Raw genomic sequence first — 18776 nt, 5'->3', positions numbered from 1 at the left:
GGCGCGGCCGAAGGGGTGGATCACGCTGCAGCGCTGCGCGCGATCTTGAGGCTTATTACTGTTGCAGCGTGACGTCCCCGGATCAGCACCCGCCCGGCCCGGGCGCTCGCTACCGGATCACCCATCGCACCGAATACCGGTACTCGGACGTGGTGACCAGTTCCTACGGTCGTGGTTTTCTGACCCCGCGAGACCTGCAGCGGCAACGCTGCCTGTTTCACGAGCTCACGATCTCGCCGGGACCCTCAGACAGCTCAACGAGCCTCGACGTCTACGGCAATGTCAGTTCGTATTTCCACGTCACCGAACCGCATCAGACGTTGACGATCACCAGCGAGTCGGTTGTCGAGGTGTATCCGTCACCACCGGAACGCTGGGGTGGGGGCCCGGCATTGGCTCCCTGGGAGCTGGCCCGGCCGGCAGGAGAGCGTGGTGCGCTGGCCACCGAGTTCGCTCTCGACCTGAATCCACCCGAGATCACCGACGAGATCTGCGAGTACGCCGCGCCGAGCTTTGTCCCCGAACGACCTCTTGTCGACGTGCTCGGTGATCTGACGGCGCGGATCTACGCCGACTTCACCTATCGCTCGGGGTCGACCACGGTGTCGACCGGAGTCAATGAGGTTCTGGCGGCCCGGGAAGGGGTATGTCAGGACTTCGCGCGACTTGCGATCGCCTGCTTGCGTGCCAACGGTTTGGCAGCCAGTTACGTGTCCGGGTATCTGGCCACCAACCCGCCGCCGGGAAAGGACCGAATGATCGGTATCGACGCCACCCACGCCTGGGCCGCGGTATGGACCCCGCAGCCGCCCGGTCAATTCGAGTGGCTGGGTCTAGATCCCACAAATGACCAGATGGTCGACGAGCGCTACGTCATCGTCGGCCGGGGGCGCGACTACGCGGACGTGCCGCCGTTGCGCGGCATCATCTACACCAATTCCAAGAAGAGCGTGATCGACGTCGCGGTCGACGTCGTGCCCTACGAAGGCGACGAGTTGTATGCGTGACTTCCACTGTCCCAACTGCGGCCAGCGTCTGACATTCGAGAACTCAGCATGCCTGGCGTGCGGCAGCGCCCTGGGTTTCTCGCTCAAGGAGATGGCGTTACTGGTGATCACCACCGGTGACGACGCCGACCACGCCGGCTTTGTCAGCGCCGGCGATTACGACTTGTGTGCCAACCGCTATGTCGCCGAATGCAATTGGTTGGTACCGATCAATTCCGGCGGGCTCTGTGAGTCGTGTCAGCTGACCATCGAGCGGCCCAATGACGCCGACCCGGCGGGCCTCGTTGAGTTCGCCAGCGCCGAAGCGGCCAAGCGTCGACTCGTCGTGGAACTGCACGAATTGAAGCTGCCGATCGTCGGGCGCCAACAAGATCCCGACTACGGTTTGGCTTTCCGGCTGTTGTCCAGCGCCCATGAAAAGGTGCTGACCGGGCACGAAAATGGCGTCATCACAATCGATCTCGCTGAGGGTGACGACGTGCACCGCGAACAGTTGCGAGTGGAGATGGACGAGCCGTACCGGACGCTGCTGGGTCACTTCCGTCACGAGATCGGGCACTATTACTACTACCGGTTGATCGCGCCGTCCACCGAGTACCTGGCCCGGTTCAACGAGTTGTACGGCGACCCGAACGCGGACTACCAGGAAGCGCTGGACCGGCACTACAGCGAGGGTGCGCCTGAGGGTTGGCACAAGAATTACGTGTCGTCATATGCGACCATGCACCCGGCCGAGGACTGGGCCGAGACATTCGCGCACTACCTGCACATCCGGGACACGCTGGACACCGCGGCCTGGTCGGGCTTCGCGCCGGCGACGGCAACCTTTGACCGACCGGTGTTGGGGCCCAGCGCTTTCAACACCATCATCGACATGTGGCTACCGGTGTCGTGGTCACTGAACATGGTGAACCGGTCGATGGGCCATGACGACCTCTACCCATTCGTCCTGCCCGTTGCGGTGCTGGAGAAAATGAAGTTCATCCATAACGTCGTCGACGAGGTGACTGCACTGAGCGGCAAGCGCGACCCGGTTCGCGCCTGACCTCACCCGTCGTCACGGCAAAATCCGCCGTTCGTCACCACCCCAGAGCGGTTGCGTGCCACCGGGTAGTGCCAACTGCGTCGCGGTGATCACCTCGGCCAGCTCGCGCAACGCGGCGTGGACCGCGGTCAGCAGGTCGTCCAGCCGCTCGCGGCGTCCGTTGCGGGAGACCAATTCCAGCTCGGCGGGAGACGACCGCCGCAGCAGGGTGCCGATCTCTGCAACCATCCGCTCCGGACGCGACGACCCTGACGAGCCGGGCAAGTCGCCGAGATCGGCCCGCAGCCGCTCCAGCTGATACACCAAAGACCGGGGGTTCGTCGCGTCGAACAGCATCAGTTCGGCGAGGGCGGCCATGCTCACCTGGCCCGCTGTCCGGCGACGGTAGATCACTGCGGATTCCGTTGCTATGAGTGTTGATTCGATGACCGTACGCTCGGCTGCCGGCGCCCGGACGGTGGTCAACGTCGCGTTGAGCAGCGCGGTCAGTCCCAGGCCGCGCTCGATGCGTTTGCCGATGTCCATCATGGTCCAGCCGACGTCCTGCACCATCGACTCCGCGGCCACTCCGGCCAGCGTCAGCATCCCCACCAACGTCTGCGACTGCGCCGTTGCGAGCACCGCGTCGGCCTCGGCCAATGAGTCCGGCGGTTCGGCCTTGTGGGCCAGCGCGCGTTCGACGCCGGCCAATACCGCCCAGGTGTCGCTGGACAACTGGTCGCGAACCCCCCGGGCGGCCAGCGCCAGCCGGTCCACCGAGTGCACGAGTGCCCCGGGGCGATCCCGGTCCATAGTCAGCGACCACAGTGTCGACGGCGCGATCGCGATTGTTTCGGCCTGGTCTTCCGGTCCGGGGTCGGTCCCGGTGATGCGGCCCAATGCGGCCATCAGGACGGGCACGCACTGGCTTTCCGAAATCTCTTGGCGGTGGCGGAATTCGTAGTACCGCCGGCGGGCCGCAATCAATAACCGGGCCATGTTCTCGGCACGCTCGCCGTAGCGCCCCATCCAGAACAAGTCGGACAGCACGCGTGGCGAGCTGACTCCCAACGTGCCCGCGCCCGCCTTTTCCGGCGCTTCCGGAGCCGGTAGGGTTACCGCCTCGGTTCGCGACCGGTCAGTTGGCTGAACCCAGATATCTTTTGCAGCAACAGTTTCCAATGTGAAAGCGGAAGGACCCTGGGTCAGCACATAACCGAGCCCGCCGAGCATCGGTGCGTAGCCGCCGCGTTGCGCCACGGTGAACAACCGCATGCCCACTCCGCCCGCGGACAGCTCGGAGGCGTGGCTGGTGGGGGCCGAGGAGAACTGTGGCAGCTCCTGGCCTACCCACTGCCAGGGCATCGCGGTAATGCAGGCGGCTAGTTCGGCCAGCCGCTCGGATGAGAGTGTCGGGCCGACCAGGGTTTGCCCGCCGATGGTGGGCCTGATCAGCAATGACGAGAGGTTCGCCAGCAGATGAGAACGTTCGCTGTCGATGCCGCCCCAGTAGCTGGGCGCGTTGGCCAGCAGCGGTGATTCGCCGAGCAGCCGATTGGCCAGCTCGGGCAGGAAGCGTTGCAGCCCAGCGCTTTCCAAAATTCCGCTGCCGACGGTGTTCACCACGGTCACCGTCCCGCGGTGCTGTGCCTCCACCAAGCCGGCCACCCCGAGCCGTGAGTCGGCCCGCAGATCGAGCGGGTCGGTGTAGGTGGCGTCAACCCGGCGGAATACCACGTCGACACGTTTGAGCGTGCCCAGCGAGCGCATCCACAACTTGCCGTCACGAACCACCAGATCGGCGCTCTCCACCAGGGGAAAGCCCAGCAAGGTCGCGAGATACGCCTGGTCGAAAGAGGTTTCGGAGTAGATGCCCGGGCTGAGTACGACCACGACTGGGTCTTGCACGCCGTCGGGTGCCGCGTCGATCAGCGCCAACCGCAATGCCTGCGCGAACGGTGTCGTAGGCCGCGGGCCGACTTGCTCGTACAGATCGGGCAGGGCCTGTGCGAGCACGCGTCGGTCAGCCAGCGCATAACCGGCGCCGGAAGGTGCCTGGGTCCAGTCGGCATTCACCTGGAAGCTTCCGTCGGATAGTCGGCTGACGTCGCAGGCGTGCATGAACAGCTGGTGGTGGCCTGGCACCTCGATTCCGTTGGCCACGCGAACATAGCCGGGATGGGCGAACAACAGCTCCGGTGGGAGCACGCCCTCGGTGAGCGACCGGCGGCTGCTGTACAGGTCGGCGAGCACGGCGTTGAGAACCCGCGATCGTTGCACCAGCCCGGCCTCGAGCACGTCCCAGTCCGGAGCCGACACCACCAGCGGCAGCGGGTCCAAGCGCCACGGCCGCGGCTCGAGTTGAGCACCGGTCGCGGAATCCTTGGTGGGGTCGACACGGGTGTAGGTGATGTCGTCGTTGTCGACCAGCTGGCGCACTGCCGAGCGCAGCCGACTCAGCCCGGCCCTCCCGCGGTCACCGACCGCGTCGGCAAGGTCGGCCCACGGGGCGCGCACCTGCCCGGCGTCGTCGACGAACTCGTCATAGCCGATCACCGGCCCGCGTAGGGCGGGCGGACGCAGGTCGAACAGGGTTTCTTGGGCTCGCGCGGCGCGGTACCCGTCCAGCAGCCGGTCGACGTCGGTGCGGTGGTGAAAAGCTGCCGACGAGTCGCTGGTATGCACTGCCATATCTGCCGAAGCCATTAACGCAGGACGGTACGCACGCGTCGCAGATCGAGGATGCCCGGCGCGCCGATGTCTGTGGAAATTCGCGCCTGCATCTCCCGGATGTCGGACAGCTCGAGCTTGCCCGGCGTGAACCCGGTGGCCTCGAAGCGCCGGGCCCGGCGCGACTCGGCTTCGACAGCGTTGACGGGCGGTTCGTCGAAGGCACGACCTCCCGGGTGGGCGATGTGATAGGTGCAGCCGCCGCGCGACGTCGACGTGGTGAGGTCGACCAGCTCGAACTGCAGCGGGCCATCAACAGTGATGCTTGGATGCAGCGCGCTGGGTGGCTGCCAGGCCCGAAACCGGACACCGCCGACATGTACGTCGGGGTTGTCCGTAGCCAGCAACGGGACCGGATAGCCGTTGCACGTCACCAGATAGCGGTGCCGATCGGCGCCGATGATGCGCACCTGGATGCGCTCGACCGACGAGTCGACGTAGCGGGCAGTGCCGGTGGCGGTGGACTGTTCGCCGAGGGTGTTCCACGGCTCAATGGCTCCGCGCAGCTCGATCTCGACGCCGTCGAACACCGCGGTGCCGATGCGCGGAAAGCGGAATTCGGTGAACGGGTCCAGCCAGTTGGTCTCGAATGCGATGCCGTGCGCACGGAGGTCCGCTGCGACATCGGCGATGTCGTGAATAAGGAAGTGTGGCAACAGGTATCGCCCGTGCAAGTTCGGGCCGTGCCGAATGAGAGGAGCCCGAAGCGGTTCGTCCCAGAACCAGGCCACCAGTGATCGCACCAGCAGCGACTGCACCATCGCCATCCGTAGATGCGGCGGCATCTCGAAGCCGCGAAGCTCCAGCAGGCCCAGCCTGCCGCGTGGACTGTCGGGGTTATAGAGCTTGTCGATGCAGAACTCGGCACGATGCGTGTTGCCGGTGATGTCGGTGAGCAGGTGCCGCAGTGCCCGGTCGGTCACCCACGGACTGACTGCGTTCTCTCCGGAAGCCGAAGTGAGCCGGGCGATCTCAGCGAACGCGATCTCGAGTTCATAAAGGGCTTCGGCGCGGCCCTCGTCCACCCGCGGCGCCTGGGAGGTGGTGCCGATGAATCGCCCGGCGAACAAGTAGGACAGTGCGGGGTGCCGCTGCCAATAGGTCAGCAGCGATACCAACAGATCGGGTCGGCGCAGCAGCGGGGAGTCCTTGGGAGTGCTGCCGCCGAGGGTGATGTGGTTGCCGCCGCCGGTGCCGCCGTGGCTGCCGTCGACTGAGAATGACTCCGTAGAAAGCCGAGCCAATCTGGCTTGTTCGTAAAGGGTTTCCAGCTGCTTGGTCTGCTCGGCAAAACTCGCGGTCGGCGCGACGTTGACTTCGATCACCCCCGGGTCCGGGGTGATCGTGGTGGACGTCAACCGCGGATCCGGCGGCGGCTCGTAGCCCTCGATCACCACCGGGCGGCCGATCCTCGCAGCCGCAGTGTGGATGCGCGCGATCAGGTCGACGAAATGTTCCAGCGCCTCGGTGGGCGGCATGAACACGTAAAGCAGCCCGTCGCGAACCTCGGCGACCATCGCGGTGGTCGGCGCGGCCTCGTCATCATCGACATGCGCTGTGGCCGTTGACGCGTGCAGCTCGTCGCCGACCGTTGTCGGGTCGGTGTCGAATCTCGGCCGCGACGGCTTCCAACTGATCGCGTCCAGTGGCAGCCGCAGCCCCGCCGGCGAGTCCCCGTCCAGCAGCACGAGACGGCCGCGGCGCAGTCTCCAGTCGGCGCTGGCCCAGCCGAGGTCGTCGTCGCGGCGGTGCAGCGGAACTACGAACGCAGCTGCGGTTTCCGTTGATTCGTCGAGGCGTGCCAGCAGTTCGGCACGGCCCGCGGCGGTGTCTCGGCCGAGTTCAGGGTCGAGGTCTGCGTCCTGTGCAACCGGGTCACCCTCGGGCAGGCGGGCTTTGGCCGCCAGCCGCGACAGTGGATCTTCGTAAGCGGGTCGCACTTGCGACGGTGGCAGGCCCAGATCGTCGGCGACCGCAGCCAACAGGTCATGGGCGGTCGCGCTGTCTGCCAGCGGGCCGGCCCGATCGGTGCTCCAGGGATCGGCTAGCAGTGTCTCGTCGGGCCACAGCGGCTGCCCGTCGGTGCGCCAGTACAGCCCAATCTGCCACCGTGGCAACGGTTCACCGGGATACCACCGGCCCTGTCCGCGGTGGACCAACCCCTGCGGGGCCCACCGGGCTTTAAGTCGCGCAGCCAGCTCGGAGGCGCGTTCGCGCTTATGCGGCCCGTCGGCCGCGGTGATCCACTCGTCGTCGACCTGATTGTCCACTGAGACGAATGTTGGTTCGCCACCGACGGTTAACCGCACGTCCGCGGCGGCCAGCCGCTTGTCGACGCCACGCGCGACGTCTTGGATCGTCGCCCACGCCTCGTCGGTGTAGGGGAGTGTGACGCGCGGATCCTCATGGATGCGGGTCACGGTATTGGAGAACTCCATCACCGATTCGCAAGGATCGGTGCTGCCGGTGATGGGAGCAGCACTCTCCGGGCTCGGCGTCGCGGCCAGCGGAATGTGGCCCTCGCCGGCGAAGAGACCCGACGTCGGGTCCAATCCGATCCAGCCCGCACCGGGGATGTACACCTCCGCCCAGGCGTGCAGGTCGGTGAAGTCGGCGGTCGGGCCCGATGGCCCGTCGAGCGCTTTGACATCGGACGTCAACTGGACGAGGTAGCCGGATACGAACCTGGCGGCCAGACCCATCTGGCGCAGGATCGACACCAGCAGCCAGGCGAAGTCGCGGCACGAGCCCACCCCGGTTCGCAGCGTGAAATCCGGTGACTGGACGCCGTGTTCCATACGCACGCTGTAGCCGAGGTCGCTGTTGACCCTTCGGTTGAGCTCCACCAGGAAGTTGATCGTGCGGGTGCCCGGCGCCATCGCGAACGTGCGCACCCACGCCTGCACCAGCTCGCCGGGACCTGACCCGGGACCGTCCTCGTCGACCGGCCGCAGATAAGGCTTGAGATCCTCGGCTGTCGGCTCGGGGTAGCTGAATCTGGCCGACGGCCACGTTTCGGCCCAATCCTCGATGAAGAAGTCGAAGGGATTGATCACCTTCAGGTCGGCGATCAGCCCGACGGTGATGGTCAACCGGCTCATCGGATTCGGAAACGTCAACCGGTAGACGAAGTTGCCCACCGCGTCCTGTTGCCAGTTGACGAAGTGGTCGGCCGGCTCGACCCGCAGCGAGTAGGCCTCGATCGCTGTGCGCGAGTGAGGTGCCGGGCGCAGCCGCACGACGTGCGGGTACACCCGGACAGGCCGGTCAAAGGTGTAGCTGGTGCGGTGCTCCAGCGCCACTTTGATGGTCATAACCGGAAATCTCATCACAACCGCGATACAGCCGCAGCGCCAGCAACCCGTAGTCTCTGGTACACCGGAACCTGACCGCGATTCAATCGCTTGAATGGAAAGCAAGAAACTATGAGTTCGCCACAACCAGCAGCCGGCTGGTACCCGGACCCGAGCGGTGCCCCCGGCCAGAAGTACTGGGATGGCTTTCAGTGGTCGACGACGTCTCCGCCGCCGGTAGGCGCGCCGTATGGCGGCGTGGGCTACTACGGTGCGGACCCGTATGGGCGGCCGTTGTCCGACAAGAGCAAGCTCGTTGCCGGACTCCTGCAGCTGTTTCTAGGGGGCTTTGGCGTCGGACGCTTTTACCTGGGCTATGCCGGGATCGGCGTCGCGCAACTTGCGATCACCATTTTCACGCTGGGAATCGCGGGCTGGATATGGCCGATTGTCGATGCCGTCTTGATCCTCACCGGCAAGGTGACCGACGCGCAGGGACGAACCCTGCGAGATTGACTTGATTCGCTGATGCCATTGGGACGACGCGGAGTGGCGTAACCGGATTTGGCGGGTGACTGTTCCTAGGATCGCTCGGGTGGACGATCGTTACGGCCCGGATGTACTCGCACGCAATCCGCACAGCTCGAGCAAGCCCCGATCGGTCGAAGTGCCGATAGAACTCGGCATGGTCGTGGAGGATGCGCAAACCGGTTACGTCGGCGCGGTGGTGCGCGTCGAGTACGGCCGGATGGAGCTCGAGGACCGGCAGGGCTCCATCAAGCCGTTTCCGATCGGTCCGGGGTACCTGGTGGACGGCAAACCGGTGATCCTGCTTGCGCCGCGAGGCCCGGCACCCAGGGCCGCGTCCCGCACGGCGTCGGGCTCGGTGGCGGTAACCGGAGCGCGTGCCCGAGTCGCCCGGACCGGCCGGATCTACGTGGAGGGCCGCCACGACGCCGAGCTCGTCGAGCAGGTGTGGGGCGACGATCTTCGGATCGAGGGCGTGGTGGTCGAATACCTCGGTGGCGTCGACGATCTCGTCGGCATCGTCGAGCAATTCCGGCCCGGCCCGCAACGACGCCTGGGCGTACTCGTCGACCACCTGGTGCCCGGCTCGAAGGAATCGCGGCTGGCCGAAGCGGTACAGCGCGGCCCCGACGGCGCGCACACCCTGGTTGTGGGCCATCCCTTCGTCGACATCTGGCAAGCCGTCAAACCGGCCCGGCTGGGGCTGTCGCACTGGCCGGTGATCGCGCGTGGAACCGAATGGAAACACGGGATCTGCGACGCCCTGGGCTGGCCGCACGCCGGCCAGGCCGACATCGCCGCGGCGTGGCGGCGCATCCGCGGCCGGGTCCGGGACTGGACAGACCTCGACGCAGCGCTGATCGGCCGGGTGGAGGAGCTGATCGACTTCGTCACCCAGCCGTGAAAAGCCCTGCGTCCCTAGAGCGTTGCCGGCGCGATCGGACCGCCGGACAACCGGCGGTAGGTGTACACCTGGACCAGTAGCGCAATCGGGCCGGTCGCGAGAATGCCGACGCCGCAAGCGAAAAGGCCCACCACCACGAGCAGACCCTGCACCAGGAACGACACCAGCGTGTCGCCGATGTGCGCCCGGACGGTGCTCACGCTCGCCTTCAGCGCATCGATCGGCGCCAGCGCGTGATCTGTGGCAAACGCGATCGTGAACAGCGCGAAAAAGGTGAACACCGCGACCGCCACGAAGGACAGCATTGCGAACAGGAAGCCGGGCAGCGATAACAGATCCAGGACAGCGCTGATCACACTGAGCAGTGCGCCGGCCAGCACCACCGTGCCGAAATTGCGCGGCTTGAAGAACGAGCTCACAGTGACTGGCCTGCCGTCGGCGAGATCGAGTCCGCCGGAGAGGAACGCGGCCTGTACGAAAATGCCGAAAACGAACGACACGATGGACAGGACCAGCGTGCCGACGGTGTCCAGCCCCGCATTGAACGACGCGCCGTAATCGCCGTCGCCTCCGGTGGTGTTGGCCGTGGCGCCGCCCAGCAGCACGAATACCAGGCCGTGGACGACCACACCGATTACGGCGTATATCAATGCCGCCAGGACCAGCGGCCCAAGATTCGTCTTGAACTTATTCCAGGCCCATTCGACCGCCTCGCCGATGTTGAAACCCGAACCGGTCGGCGGCCCGAAGCCCGGAGCTGCCGGGTAACCGGGAGGGGGCCCGTAGCCGGGCGGCGGAGGATAGCCGGGCGGTGGGCCGTAACCGGGTTGCGGCGGCCCGTAGCCGGGCGGAGGTGGGGGTGCGCCGTAGCCCGGAGGCGGTCCGTACCCGGGCTGCGGTTGCCCCGGTGGTGGTCCGTAGCCCGGCGGCGGTCCGGGAGGAGGCCCGTAGCCGGGCGGCGGGTAGTCGCCCGGGCGCGGGTTACCCCCGTAGGGGTCGTTCGGGTTGCCAGGGTGCTCCGGAGGTTGGCTCATAGCCGCTCCTGCTCGTTGTCGGGGAGTTATCCAGGCGTGCGCCTTCGCGAACTTAGCAAGTATTCGGCGACGCCGCTGAGAGCTCGCACCGCGCGCTGACGTGTCGTGCCGACGTGGTATGCCTGACACCGTGTCCGACGGTCTGTTCGACGTCCCCGACGCGACCGATCCTAGCGAGGGCGCGCACGGTTATTCGGCCGCGGCGCCGCTGGCCGTGCGGATGCGCCCGGCCAGTCTCGATGAGGTAGTCGGACAGGATCACCTGCTACAACCCGGTTCGCCGCTGCGACGTCTGGTCGAGGGCTCGGGTATGGCGTCGGCCATCCTTTACGGTCCACCCGGCAGCGGTAAGACCACGCTGGCATCGCTGATCTCCCAGGCCACCGGTCGCCGGTTCGAGGCGCTGTCGGCGCTGTCGGCCGGAGTCAAAGAAGTACGCGCCGTCATCGACACGGCGCGGCGAGCCGCCGCGCACGGCGAACAGACCGTGCTGTTCATCGACGAGGTGCACCGATTCTCCAAGACCCAGCAGGACGCGTTACTGGCTGCCGTGGAGAACCGCGTCGTGCTGCTGGTTGCGGCGACCACGGAGAATCCGTCGTTCTCCGTGGTCGCGCCGCTGCTGTCGCGGTCGCTGATCCTGCAGCTGCACCCGTTGTCCTCCGACGACGTGCGCGCGGTCGTGCAGCGCGCGATCGACGATCCGCGGGGCCTGGCCGGCCAGACCGCGGTGACGCCGGAAGCCGTGGACCTGGTGGTCCGCCTGGCCGCCGGCGATGCCCGTCGAGCGCTGACCGCGCTGGAGGTGGCTGCCGAGGCGGGGGAGCAGGTCACCGTCGAGACCATCGAACAGTCGCTGGACAAGGCCGCGGTCCGCTACGACCGCGACGGCGATCAGCACTACGACGTGATCAGCGCCTTCATCAAGTCGGTGCGGGGTTCCGACGTCGACGCCGCGCTGCACTATCTGGCCCGCATGCTGGTCGCCGGTGAGGACCCGCGATTCATCGCGCGCCGGCTGGTGATCTTGGCCAGCGAGGACATTGGCATGGCCGATCCGATGGCGCTGCAGACGGCGGTCGCCGCGGCCCAGACCGTACAGCTGATCGGCATGCCCGAGGCTCAGCTGACCCTGGCGCACGCCACCACGTACCTGGCCACCGCGCCTAAATCGAACGCCGTGACTTCGGCGCTGGGCGCGGCGATGGCCGATATCAAAGCGGGCAAAGCCGGGCTGGTGCCGCCGCATCTGCGTGACGGGCACTATTCGGGCGCCGCGGCGCTGGGCAACGCGCAGGCCTACAAGTACTCCCACGACGACCCGGATGGTGTTGTGCCCCAACAGTATCCACCCGATGAGCTGGTCGGTGTCGACTATTACCAACCGACCGGCCGCGGCGCGGAACGGGAGATCAGCAGCCGGCTGGAGCGATTGCGGGCGATCATCCGCCGCAAGCGCGGTTAAAGGCCAGGCAAGCAGTTGACGAAGGGTATGAGTCCGGGGCACTGCTTGGCGAGGTCTGGCGGGTTCGCCGGCGGGGGAGGCGGCGGGATCGGCGTCGGAAACAAATTCGGCCCCTCCCAGTAATGGGCGGGAGCCTTCGTCCGCACGTCGTATTCGAAGTAGTAGGTGTGGCAGACCCCCATGTCCCACACCAGCTCGGTGTCCGCTCGTGGTGGGTCATTCGGCATGGCTTGCCCGGGACACCACTGGAATGGTCCGTATTTATAGGCCTGCGCGGTGCCCGCACCCGGCCCGAGAACGGCGAGCGCCAAAGCGCCGGGCAACAGCGCAGCCGCAGCCAGCCGTGCGAATCCTCGCTTCATGAAGTCACGGTATGCCTGGTGGAGCAGGCCCGCGCCGCGATCGGACAAGATCAATAACGGCGTGGCCTTGAGGCAGTTGAGGATCCGGCACTTGAAATCTAATATATCAGATGTTAGACATCAATAATGACTTCACGACAAATGGCACTCGTCGCTTTCATGCAAGCAGGCAGCACGTCGGTGTACGCCGGCTCGTGGCGCCACCCCGCCACCGAGCACGGCTACCTGGACGCCTCCTACTACGCCAAAATCGGCCGGCAACTCGAAGAAGGCTGTTTCGACCTGATGTTCTTCGACGACCGCCTGGCCATGCCCGGCATCTACGGCGGTTCGGTCGCTGACGCCGTGAAATACGGCGCACGGCCGGTGAAGCTGGACCTGTCCATCGTCTTGGGTGTGCTCGCGCAGGCGACGTCGCATATCGGGCTCGGCGCAACCGGTTCCACCACCTACTACACGCCGTTTCACATTGCCCGCACCTTCGCCACCCTCGACCACCTGTCCCGCGGCCGGGCGGCATGGAACATCGTCACGTCGGTGAACGACAGTGAGGCCCAAAACTTCGGCCTGGAAACACATTTGGGTCACGACGCCCGCTACGATCGGGCCGAGGAATTCCTCGAAGCCACCGTCGGCTTGTGGGACACCTGGGAAGACGACGCGATCCTGCATGACCGGGTTAACGGCATCTACGCCGACCCGGAGAAGGTGCACGAACTGCATCACGACGGCGAGTTCTTCTCGGTGCGCGGGCCGCTGACCGTACCGCGAACCCCGCAGGGACGGCCGGTGCTCATCCAGGCCGGGTCATCGGGGCGTGGGCGTGAATTCGCTTCCCGCTGGGCTGATTTGATCTTCACCGGAGACCCGGGGATCGAGGTGGCCCGCAGCCACTATGCCGATCAGAAGGAGCGCATCGAGGCCGCCGGCCGCGACCCGCAGTCCGTTAAGCTCTGCCCGATGGCTTACGCCGTGGTCGGTGAGACCGAAGACCACGCAAAAGAACGCGAAAAGGTCTTTCTCAACGACCTGGTGCACCCGATGGCGTCGCTGACCCTACTCTCGGAGTTGATGAACTACGACTTCGCCAAGCACGATCTCGACGACCCGATCACCGACGAGCTCATCGAATCGGTGTCGGGAATTCGCGGTCTGGTGCAGAACCTGCGCGCCCACATCGGTGACCAGATCACCCTGCGCGATCTGGCGGGCCACCGGGCCACGCTGCTGCAGGGTCCGCGCTTCGTCGGCACCGGCATGCAGGTCGCCGATCAGATGGAGGAGTGGTTCGACGGCGGCGCTTGCGACGGGTTCGTCTTGGCCGCAACGCATTTGCCGGGTGCTTTCGAAGACGTGGTGCGGATGGTGGTCCCGGAACTGCAGCGCCGGGGTCTGTTCCGCGACTCCTACGACGGGACGACGCTGCGCGATCACCTAGGGCTCCAACGACCGGCCTGCACGCCCGTTGGAGCATGATGCTCGAAGGCATCCGGGTTCTCGACGTAGCGACGCTGGCCGCCGCGCCACTGGCCGCCACGTATCTCGGTGAGTTCGGCGCCGACGTAATCAAGATCGAACAGCCCGACGGCGGCGACCCGATCCGCACCTGGGGGAATCAGGTCGACGGTGTCGGGCTGATGTGGAAGTCGTTGTCGCGCAACAAGAAATCGATCACGCTCAACCTGCGTGTCGCCGAAGGGCAGGAGTTGCTGCGGCGGCTGGTTGAGCACGCAGACGTGGTGATCGTCAACACCCGGCCGCCGACCCTGCGCAAGTGGGGACTGGATTACCCGGCGCTGCGTGCCGTCAACGACAAGATCGTGATGCTGCACATCACCGGCTATGGCCTGACCGGACCGAAAAGTGAGCGACCGGGATTCGGCACGTTGGGCGAGGCGATGAGCGGCTTCGCCAACATCACCGGCGAGGCCGGCGGACCGCCTACGTTGCCGCCGTTCATGCTTGCCGACGGGGTGGCGTCGCTCAACGCGGCCTACGCGGTGATGATGGCGCTCTACCACCGCGATGTGCATGGCGCGTCTGGGCAGTTGATCGACATCAACCTGATCGACCCGCTGGCGCGGCTGCTCGAGCAGACCCTGTTGGGTTACGACCAGCTCGGCCTGGTGCCGACCAGGGCCGGCAACCGCTGGGACATCTCGGCGCCGCGCAACACCTACCGCACGGCCGACGACAAGTGGCTGGCGATGTCGGGAAGCTCACCGACGTTGGCGCTGAGGGTGTTTCGCGCGATCGAGCGCGCGGACCTTGTCGACGATGCCGACTTCTCCGATCCGCAGCGCCGGCTGGCGCGGGCCCGCGAGGTGGACCAGGTGGTCGCCGATTGGGTGGCTACCAAGACGCTGGACGAGGCAATGGACATCCTGGACGCCGCCGAGGTGGCCGCAGCACCCGTCTACGACATCGCCGATCTGGTGGCCGATGAACAGCTCGCGCATCGCGAGGTGTTCGTGAAGGTCGGCGACGACGAGCTGGGTGCAATGACCGTCCAGGCTCCGGTGCCCCGATTCTCCGGCGCGACCGCTCGGGTCCAGCACCTGGGCCCGCAGATCGGTGCACACAACGCCGAGGTGTACGGCGAGCTGCTCGGGCTGGCCGGTGGCGACATCGACGACCTGCATACCCGGGGTGTGCTGTGAGAGGAGCTTGAATAGATGACCTCACTGTTGCGCCGCTCGGAACTCGCGGTGCCCGCGGCCAATGACCACATGTTCGCCCGCGCCGCGGCGTCGGAGGCCGACCTGGTGTTCCTGGACCTCGAGGACGCCACGGCGCCCGCGCACAAGGAGGCCGCCCGGGGCAAAGCCGTCACAGCGCTCAATGACCTCGACTGGGGACGCACCGTGCGGGCGATCCGGATCAACGGGCTCGACACCCAGTGGTGCCACGACGACATCGTCGAAGTCGTCACCAACGCGCGGGAGAACCTGGACACCATCATCATCCCGAAAGCGCTTCGGGCCCGCGATGTTTGGTGGGTCGACGTGCTGCTCACCCAGCTGGAGGCCAAGCTCGGTTTGTCCCGCCAGATCCGCCTCGAGGTGCTCATCGAAGAAGTCGAGGGTCTGGCCAACGCCGAGGAGATCGCCACAGCCAGCCCGCGACTGGACGCGCTGATCTTCGGTGTCGGCGACTTCTCGCTGTCCCAGGGCGCGCGGGTGGACACCAACTTCGACCCGCTCGGCGAATATCCCGGCGACTTCTGGGCCTACGCCCGCAACAAGGTGATCGTCGCCGCCCGCATCGCCGGCATCGACGCGATCGATGCGCCCTACCCCGACTACGGAAACCTGGACGGCTATGAGCGCGACGCCCGCCGGGCCGCGCTGATGGGCTACACCGGCAAGTGGGCGATCCACCCCAGCCAGATCGCTGTGGCGAACCGGGTTTACGCGCCGACCGACGAGGAGATCGCGCTCGCGGAACGTAACGTCGCGGCCTACCGCGAAGGCGAGCAGAAAGGTCTGGGCGCGGTCGGCGTCAATGGCGTTCTCGTCGACGCGGCCCACGTCAAGATGGCTCAGGCCACCCTGGAGCGCGCCGCAATGATCAAGGGAGGCCACAGATGAAGGTGTTCACCGACGACGAGATGAATGCGCTCCTGCCCACCGTCAAGACCTACAGCGTGATGATCCTCAAGCAGGGGCCGAACTTTACCGACGACACGGCACCGGGGGTCATCTGGGAGCACGGCCGACGTAACTTCGGGCTACGCCATGACGGCGTGCTCGCGGTGGTGCTGCCGGTCAGCGATGGCTCCGACATCTGCGGTGTGGGCGTGTTCACCGGAACCCTCGATGACACGATCGCCGTCATGAATGATGACCCAGGCGTGCAAGCCGGGGTGTTCACATTCGAGGTGCACGCGTGCCGCGGTTTCCCGGGCGACTCGCTGCCGTAGGTGACCACGATGCCGCGCTCGGCGAACCAGGCGCTGGCCCGTAACCAGAAGGCGCCAGCAGTCTCTTTGCGTTCATCGGCCAAAGCCGAGAGTGCGCGTCGATCGCGGTGTGCAGGAAGTGACAGCCGCCCACCGGATTGCGGACCTAGTGAGCGAGGTCCACTAAACCAACTCGGGCACCCGCAGGTGGGCGATGGCCAATTCGAATTCGCCGACGTCGAACTGGTCGGCGCCGAGGTCGCGAAGCCGTGCGGTACGCAGTGAGCGCGCGCGTTCTTCGTTGCGCTGCATGGCCTCAAGGGTGTCGAACGTCGACGACGACACCGCCCGCCAAGACGTGCGGTCGATCATCAGGCTCGCGCTGCAGAAACCTTCGAGCTCCTCGATCGCGGGCAACACCGACGCCCGGTAGAACTCGATGGCCCGGTCGAACTGGTCGGGCCGCACCGTGAGCCAGGTGGCCCGCACGCCGGCACCCGGGCTGGACGGGTGGTCTCGGTGGAGCACCGCGATCTCCCATTCGTCGACCGTCGGGCTACCGCCGAAGGTCTGTGCCGCCTGATCGCGAACCGGCCGTATCCCACGGGCGCTCGCGCGCATCGCCTCTTCGTTTTCCCACGAGCTGGTGGCAATGCAACGACCAGAGCCACGGTCGACCAACAATGACATGCCCAGGCATCCGTCGACACTTTCGAGTGCGGGCATGACTACTTCGCGAACGTGCGCGATTCCGGCGTCGATCGACGACGGCTGCGCCTCGATAGTGGTTGAGCGCGCGTACACCAGACAACCCCTCTCGGCTTAGGGGCAGCGCCCGGTGGCGCCACCGGTTCCTCTCACCACCTTCCTCCGGCGGATTCGCGATGGCAATGGGCAAGCCGCTGCGGTTGTTCTTCAATTGGCACAACGAGATACCGGCCGACACCCAGTCGCTCTGTTCGGCCGGTGTCCCCCTATACCTCGATCAGACCAGCTCGGGTGCCCGCAGATGGGCGAGTGCCAGCTCGAATTCCTGCTCGTCGGCCTCAGCGACGCCCGCTTCCTGAATCTTCTCGTTCTTGAGGGCGTTCGACTGCGCCCTGTTGCGGTCCATCGCTTCGCGGCTGTCGAAAGAAGCACAAGAAACAGCGCGTCCCGTTGCGCGGTTGACCAACAGGCTGGCGCTGCAGAATCCCTCGAGGTTTTCCATGTCGGATAACACCGCTGTCTTGTAGTACTCGACGTTTTGGTCCGTCTGGGCGGGATCGCTTGTCACCCACGTCACCCGCGCGCAGGCACCATCGCCCGAGCGGTGGTCTCGGTGCAGGACCGCCAGCTCCCACTCTTCGACCATCGGGCTGCCGATGCCGCCGAACTCGTCCGCGGCCCGGTCACGAATCGACCGCACGTGTTCTTCGCTCGCGCGCATCGCGTCTTCAGAATCCCAGGAAGTGGTGATGATGCACCTTCCGGACTGGCGGTCCACCAACAGCGACAAGCCGACGCATCCGTCGATGTCCCGGAGCGCGGGCATGATCTCGTCGCGAATATGTGCAACTCCAGCGTCGATCGACGAGGGTTGCGCCTGGATAGTGGTAGAGCGTGCGTACACGGTCCACCTCTTTTCTCCTCGGGGCAGCGCCCCGGTGACGCCACCGCTCCACCCCACTTTCCTCCCCTGGATTCGGCATGACAATGGGCAAATACGTAGGCTGGTCAGGTGAATACCGATGTGCTGGACGTTGACACCGCGCGTCGCCGTACCGTCGATTTGACCGAGTCTGTGCGCGCGTTCTGCTTTCCGCGGGGTGACGGGCTCTGCAACATTTTCGTCCCGCATGCGACTGCCGGGGTGGCGATCATCGAGACCGGCGCCGGCTCCGATGACGACCTCGTCGACACCCTGGAACGGCTGCTGCCGCGCGACGACCGTTACCGGCACGCCCACGGATCGTTCGGTCACGGCGCCGACCATGTCATGCCGGCGATCGTGGCGCCGTCGATCACCGTGCCGGTCCAGGCGGGGGAGCCGCTGCTTGGCACCTGGCAAAGCGTGGTTCTGGTCGACCTGAACAGGGACAACCCGCGCCGCTCGGTGCGCTTGTCGTTCGTCCAGGGTTGACCGGCGTCGGAGTTCGTCGCGTGGTCGGGCCGAACAGCCGGGCCGGTACTGTAATGCGGTCGAAAGTGGCTGATGCGTTCCGGTTGGCCCGGAATTAAGAGGAAGCGGAAAAGTGCAGACACACGAGATCAGGAAGAGGTTCCTGGATCATTTCGTGAACGCGGGCCATACCGAGGTACCGAGCGCGTCGGTGATTCTCGACGACCCCAACCTGCTGTTCGTCAACGCCGGCATGGTGCAGTTCGTCCCGTACTTCCTTGGCCAGCAGACGCCGCCGTGGGACCGCGCGACCAGTGTGCAGAAGTGCATCCGCACACCGGACATCGACGAGGTCGGGATCACCACCCGGCACAACACCTTCTTCCAGATGGCGGGCAACTTCTCGTTCGGCGACTACTTCAAGAAG

17 protein-coding genes and 1 pseudogene are annotated in these 18776 nt (G+C 66.0%); 11 read left to right on the top strand and 7 right to left on the bottom strand.

Annotation, left to right across the window (positions count from 1 at the left end; all coding sequences use genetic code 11):
- Window positions 1-68 precede the first annotated feature (68 nt).
- Together WAO18_RS03955 and WAO18_RS03950 are read left to right on the top strand one after the other, a co-directional pair.
- The gene (locus tag WAO18_RS03955; protein ID WP_422204061.1) at window positions 69-1007 is read left to right on the top strand and encodes a transglutaminase family protein; all 939 of its coding nucleotides are present in this window, start codon (window positions 69-71) and stop codon (window positions 1005-1007) included.
- Entirely contained in the window at window positions 1000-2052 is a 1053-nt protein-coding gene (locus WAO18_RS03950; RefSeq protein WP_422204060.1) for a zinc-binding metallopeptidase family protein, read from the top strand. Before WAO18_RS03955 ends, WAO18_RS03950 begins: the two co-directional genes overlap by 8 nt.
- 12 nt (window positions 2053-2064) lie before the next feature.
- Here the strand turns inward: WAO18_RS03950 and WAO18_RS03945 are convergent, their stop codons facing one another.
- The gene (locus WAO18_RS03945; RefSeq protein WP_422204079.1) at window positions 2065-4722 is read right to left on the bottom strand and encodes a circularly permuted type 2 ATP-grasp protein; all 2658 of its coding nucleotides are present in this window, start codon (window positions 4720-4722) and stop codon (window positions 2065-2067) included.
- Window positions 4723-4736: 14 nt separating this feature from the next.
- A complete protein-coding gene (locus WAO18_RS03940) occupies window positions 4737-8075 on the bottom strand; it encodes a DUF2126 domain-containing protein (RefSeq protein ID WP_422204059.1) in 3339 nt (1112 codons plus the stop codon).
- Window positions 8076-8186: 111 nt separating this feature from the next.
- Here WAO18_RS03940 and WAO18_RS03935 point away from each other — a divergent pair, with 111 nt between their 5' ends.
- Window positions 8187-8570, top strand: coding sequence for an NINE protein (locus tag WAO18_RS03935; protein WP_422204058.1), 384 nt, complete (start codon window positions 8187-8189; stop codon window positions 8568-8570).
- Window positions 8571-8649: 79 nt separating this feature from the next.
- The gene (locus tag WAO18_RS03930; RefSeq protein WP_422204057.1) at window positions 8650-9486 is read left to right on the top strand and encodes a DUF3097 domain-containing protein; all 837 of its coding nucleotides are present in this window, start codon (window positions 8650-8652) and stop codon (window positions 9484-9486) included.
- Window positions 9487-9500: 14 nt separating this feature from the next.
- On the opposite strand, the gene WAO18_RS03925 is transcribed toward WAO18_RS03930, so the two are convergent.
- On the bottom strand, window positions 9501-10520 hold the full coding sequence (locus WAO18_RS03925) for a hypothetical protein (protein WP_422204055.1): 1020 nt from the start codon (window positions 10518-10520) through the stop codon (window positions 9501-9503).
- Between the two features lie 118 nt (window positions 10521-10638).
- Between WAO18_RS03925 and WAO18_RS03920 the strand changes: the two genes are divergently transcribed.
- Complete coding sequence (locus WAO18_RS03920) at window positions 10639-11985, top strand: replication-associated recombination protein A (RefSeq protein ID WP_422204054.1); 1347 nt, start codon at window positions 10639-10641, stop codon at window positions 11983-11985.
- On the opposite strand, the gene WAO18_RS03915 is transcribed toward WAO18_RS03920, so the two are convergent.
- On the bottom strand, window positions 11982-12347 hold the full coding sequence (locus tag WAO18_RS03915; RefSeq protein ID WP_422204052.1) for a hypothetical protein: 366 nt from the start codon (window positions 12345-12347) through the stop codon (window positions 11982-11984). The genes WAO18_RS03920 and WAO18_RS03915 overlap by 4 nt on opposite strands.
- A 126-nt stretch (window positions 12348-12473) precedes the next feature.
- Here WAO18_RS03915 and WAO18_RS03910 point away from each other — a divergent pair, with 126 nt between their 5' ends.
- From WAO18_RS03910 to WAO18_RS03895, 4 genes are read left to right on the top strand one after another with little or no spacing between them, the layout of a single operon-like run.
- A complete protein-coding gene (locus tag WAO18_RS03910) occupies window positions 12474-13823 on the top strand; it encodes an LLM class flavin-dependent oxidoreductase (RefSeq protein WP_422204051.1) in 1350 nt (449 codons plus the stop codon).
- Complete coding sequence (locus WAO18_RS03905) at window positions 13823-15007, top strand: CaiB/BaiF CoA transferase family protein (protein WP_422204077.1); 1185 nt, start codon at window positions 13823-13825, stop codon at window positions 15005-15007. The genes WAO18_RS03910 and WAO18_RS03905 overlap by 1 nt, the downstream gene beginning before the upstream one ends.
- 15 nt (window positions 15008-15022) lie before the next feature.
- A complete protein-coding gene (locus WAO18_RS03900; protein WP_422204049.1) occupies window positions 15023-15937 on the top strand; it encodes an HpcH/HpaI aldolase/citrate lyase family protein in 915 nt (304 codons plus the stop codon).
- Window positions 15934-16269 carry a hypothetical protein gene (locus WAO18_RS03895; RefSeq protein WP_422204047.1) on the top strand — a complete coding sequence of 112 codons (336 nt, stop codon included), beginning with the start codon at window positions 15934-15936 and terminating at the stop codon, window positions 16267-16269. The genes WAO18_RS03900 and WAO18_RS03895 overlap by 4 nt, the downstream gene beginning before the upstream one ends.
- Window positions 16270-16271: 2 nt before the next feature.
- Here WAO18_RS03895 and WAO18_RS03890 read toward each other — a convergent pair.
- From WAO18_RS03890 to WAO18_RS03880, 3 genes and pseudogenes are all read right to left on the bottom strand, one after another.
- Window positions 16272-16408: pseudogene (locus tag WAO18_RS03890) on the bottom strand (IS481 family transposase); the annotation flags it as partial.
- A 23-nt stretch (window positions 16409-16431) separates the two neighbouring features.
- Window positions 16432-17052, bottom strand: coding sequence for an antibiotic biosynthesis monooxygenase (locus WAO18_RS03885; protein WP_422204045.1), 621 nt, complete (start codon window positions 17050-17052; stop codon window positions 16432-16434).
- Between the two features lie 181 nt (window positions 17053-17233).
- Window positions 17234-17860, bottom strand: a complete 627-nt coding sequence (locus tag WAO18_RS03880; RefSeq protein ID WP_422204043.1) for an antibiotic biosynthesis monooxygenase — start codon at window positions 17858-17860, stop codon at window positions 17234-17236.
- A gap of 120 nt (window positions 17861-17980) precedes the next feature.
- Between WAO18_RS03880 and WAO18_RS03875 the strand changes: the two genes are divergently transcribed.
- The gene (locus WAO18_RS03875) at window positions 17981-18370 is read left to right on the top strand and encodes a secondary thiamine-phosphate synthase enzyme YjbQ (RefSeq protein ID WP_422204075.1); all 390 of its coding nucleotides are present in this window, start codon (window positions 17981-17983) and stop codon (window positions 18368-18370) included.
- Between the two features lie 112 nt (window positions 18371-18482).
- Window positions 18483-18776, top strand: a 294-nt coding sequence (locus WAO18_RS03870; RefSeq protein ID WP_422204042.1) for an alanine--tRNA ligase-related protein, incomplete at its 3' end; no start/stop codon positions are given.

The sequence above is a fragment of the Mycobacterium sp. genome (genome assembly GCF_049278535.1).
In the GTDB taxonomy this organism is placed as follows: Bacteria; Actinomycetota; Actinomycetes; order Mycobacteriales; family Mycobacteriaceae; genus Mycobacterium.
This window is presented reverse-complemented; position numbering and strand designations above follow the sequence as displayed.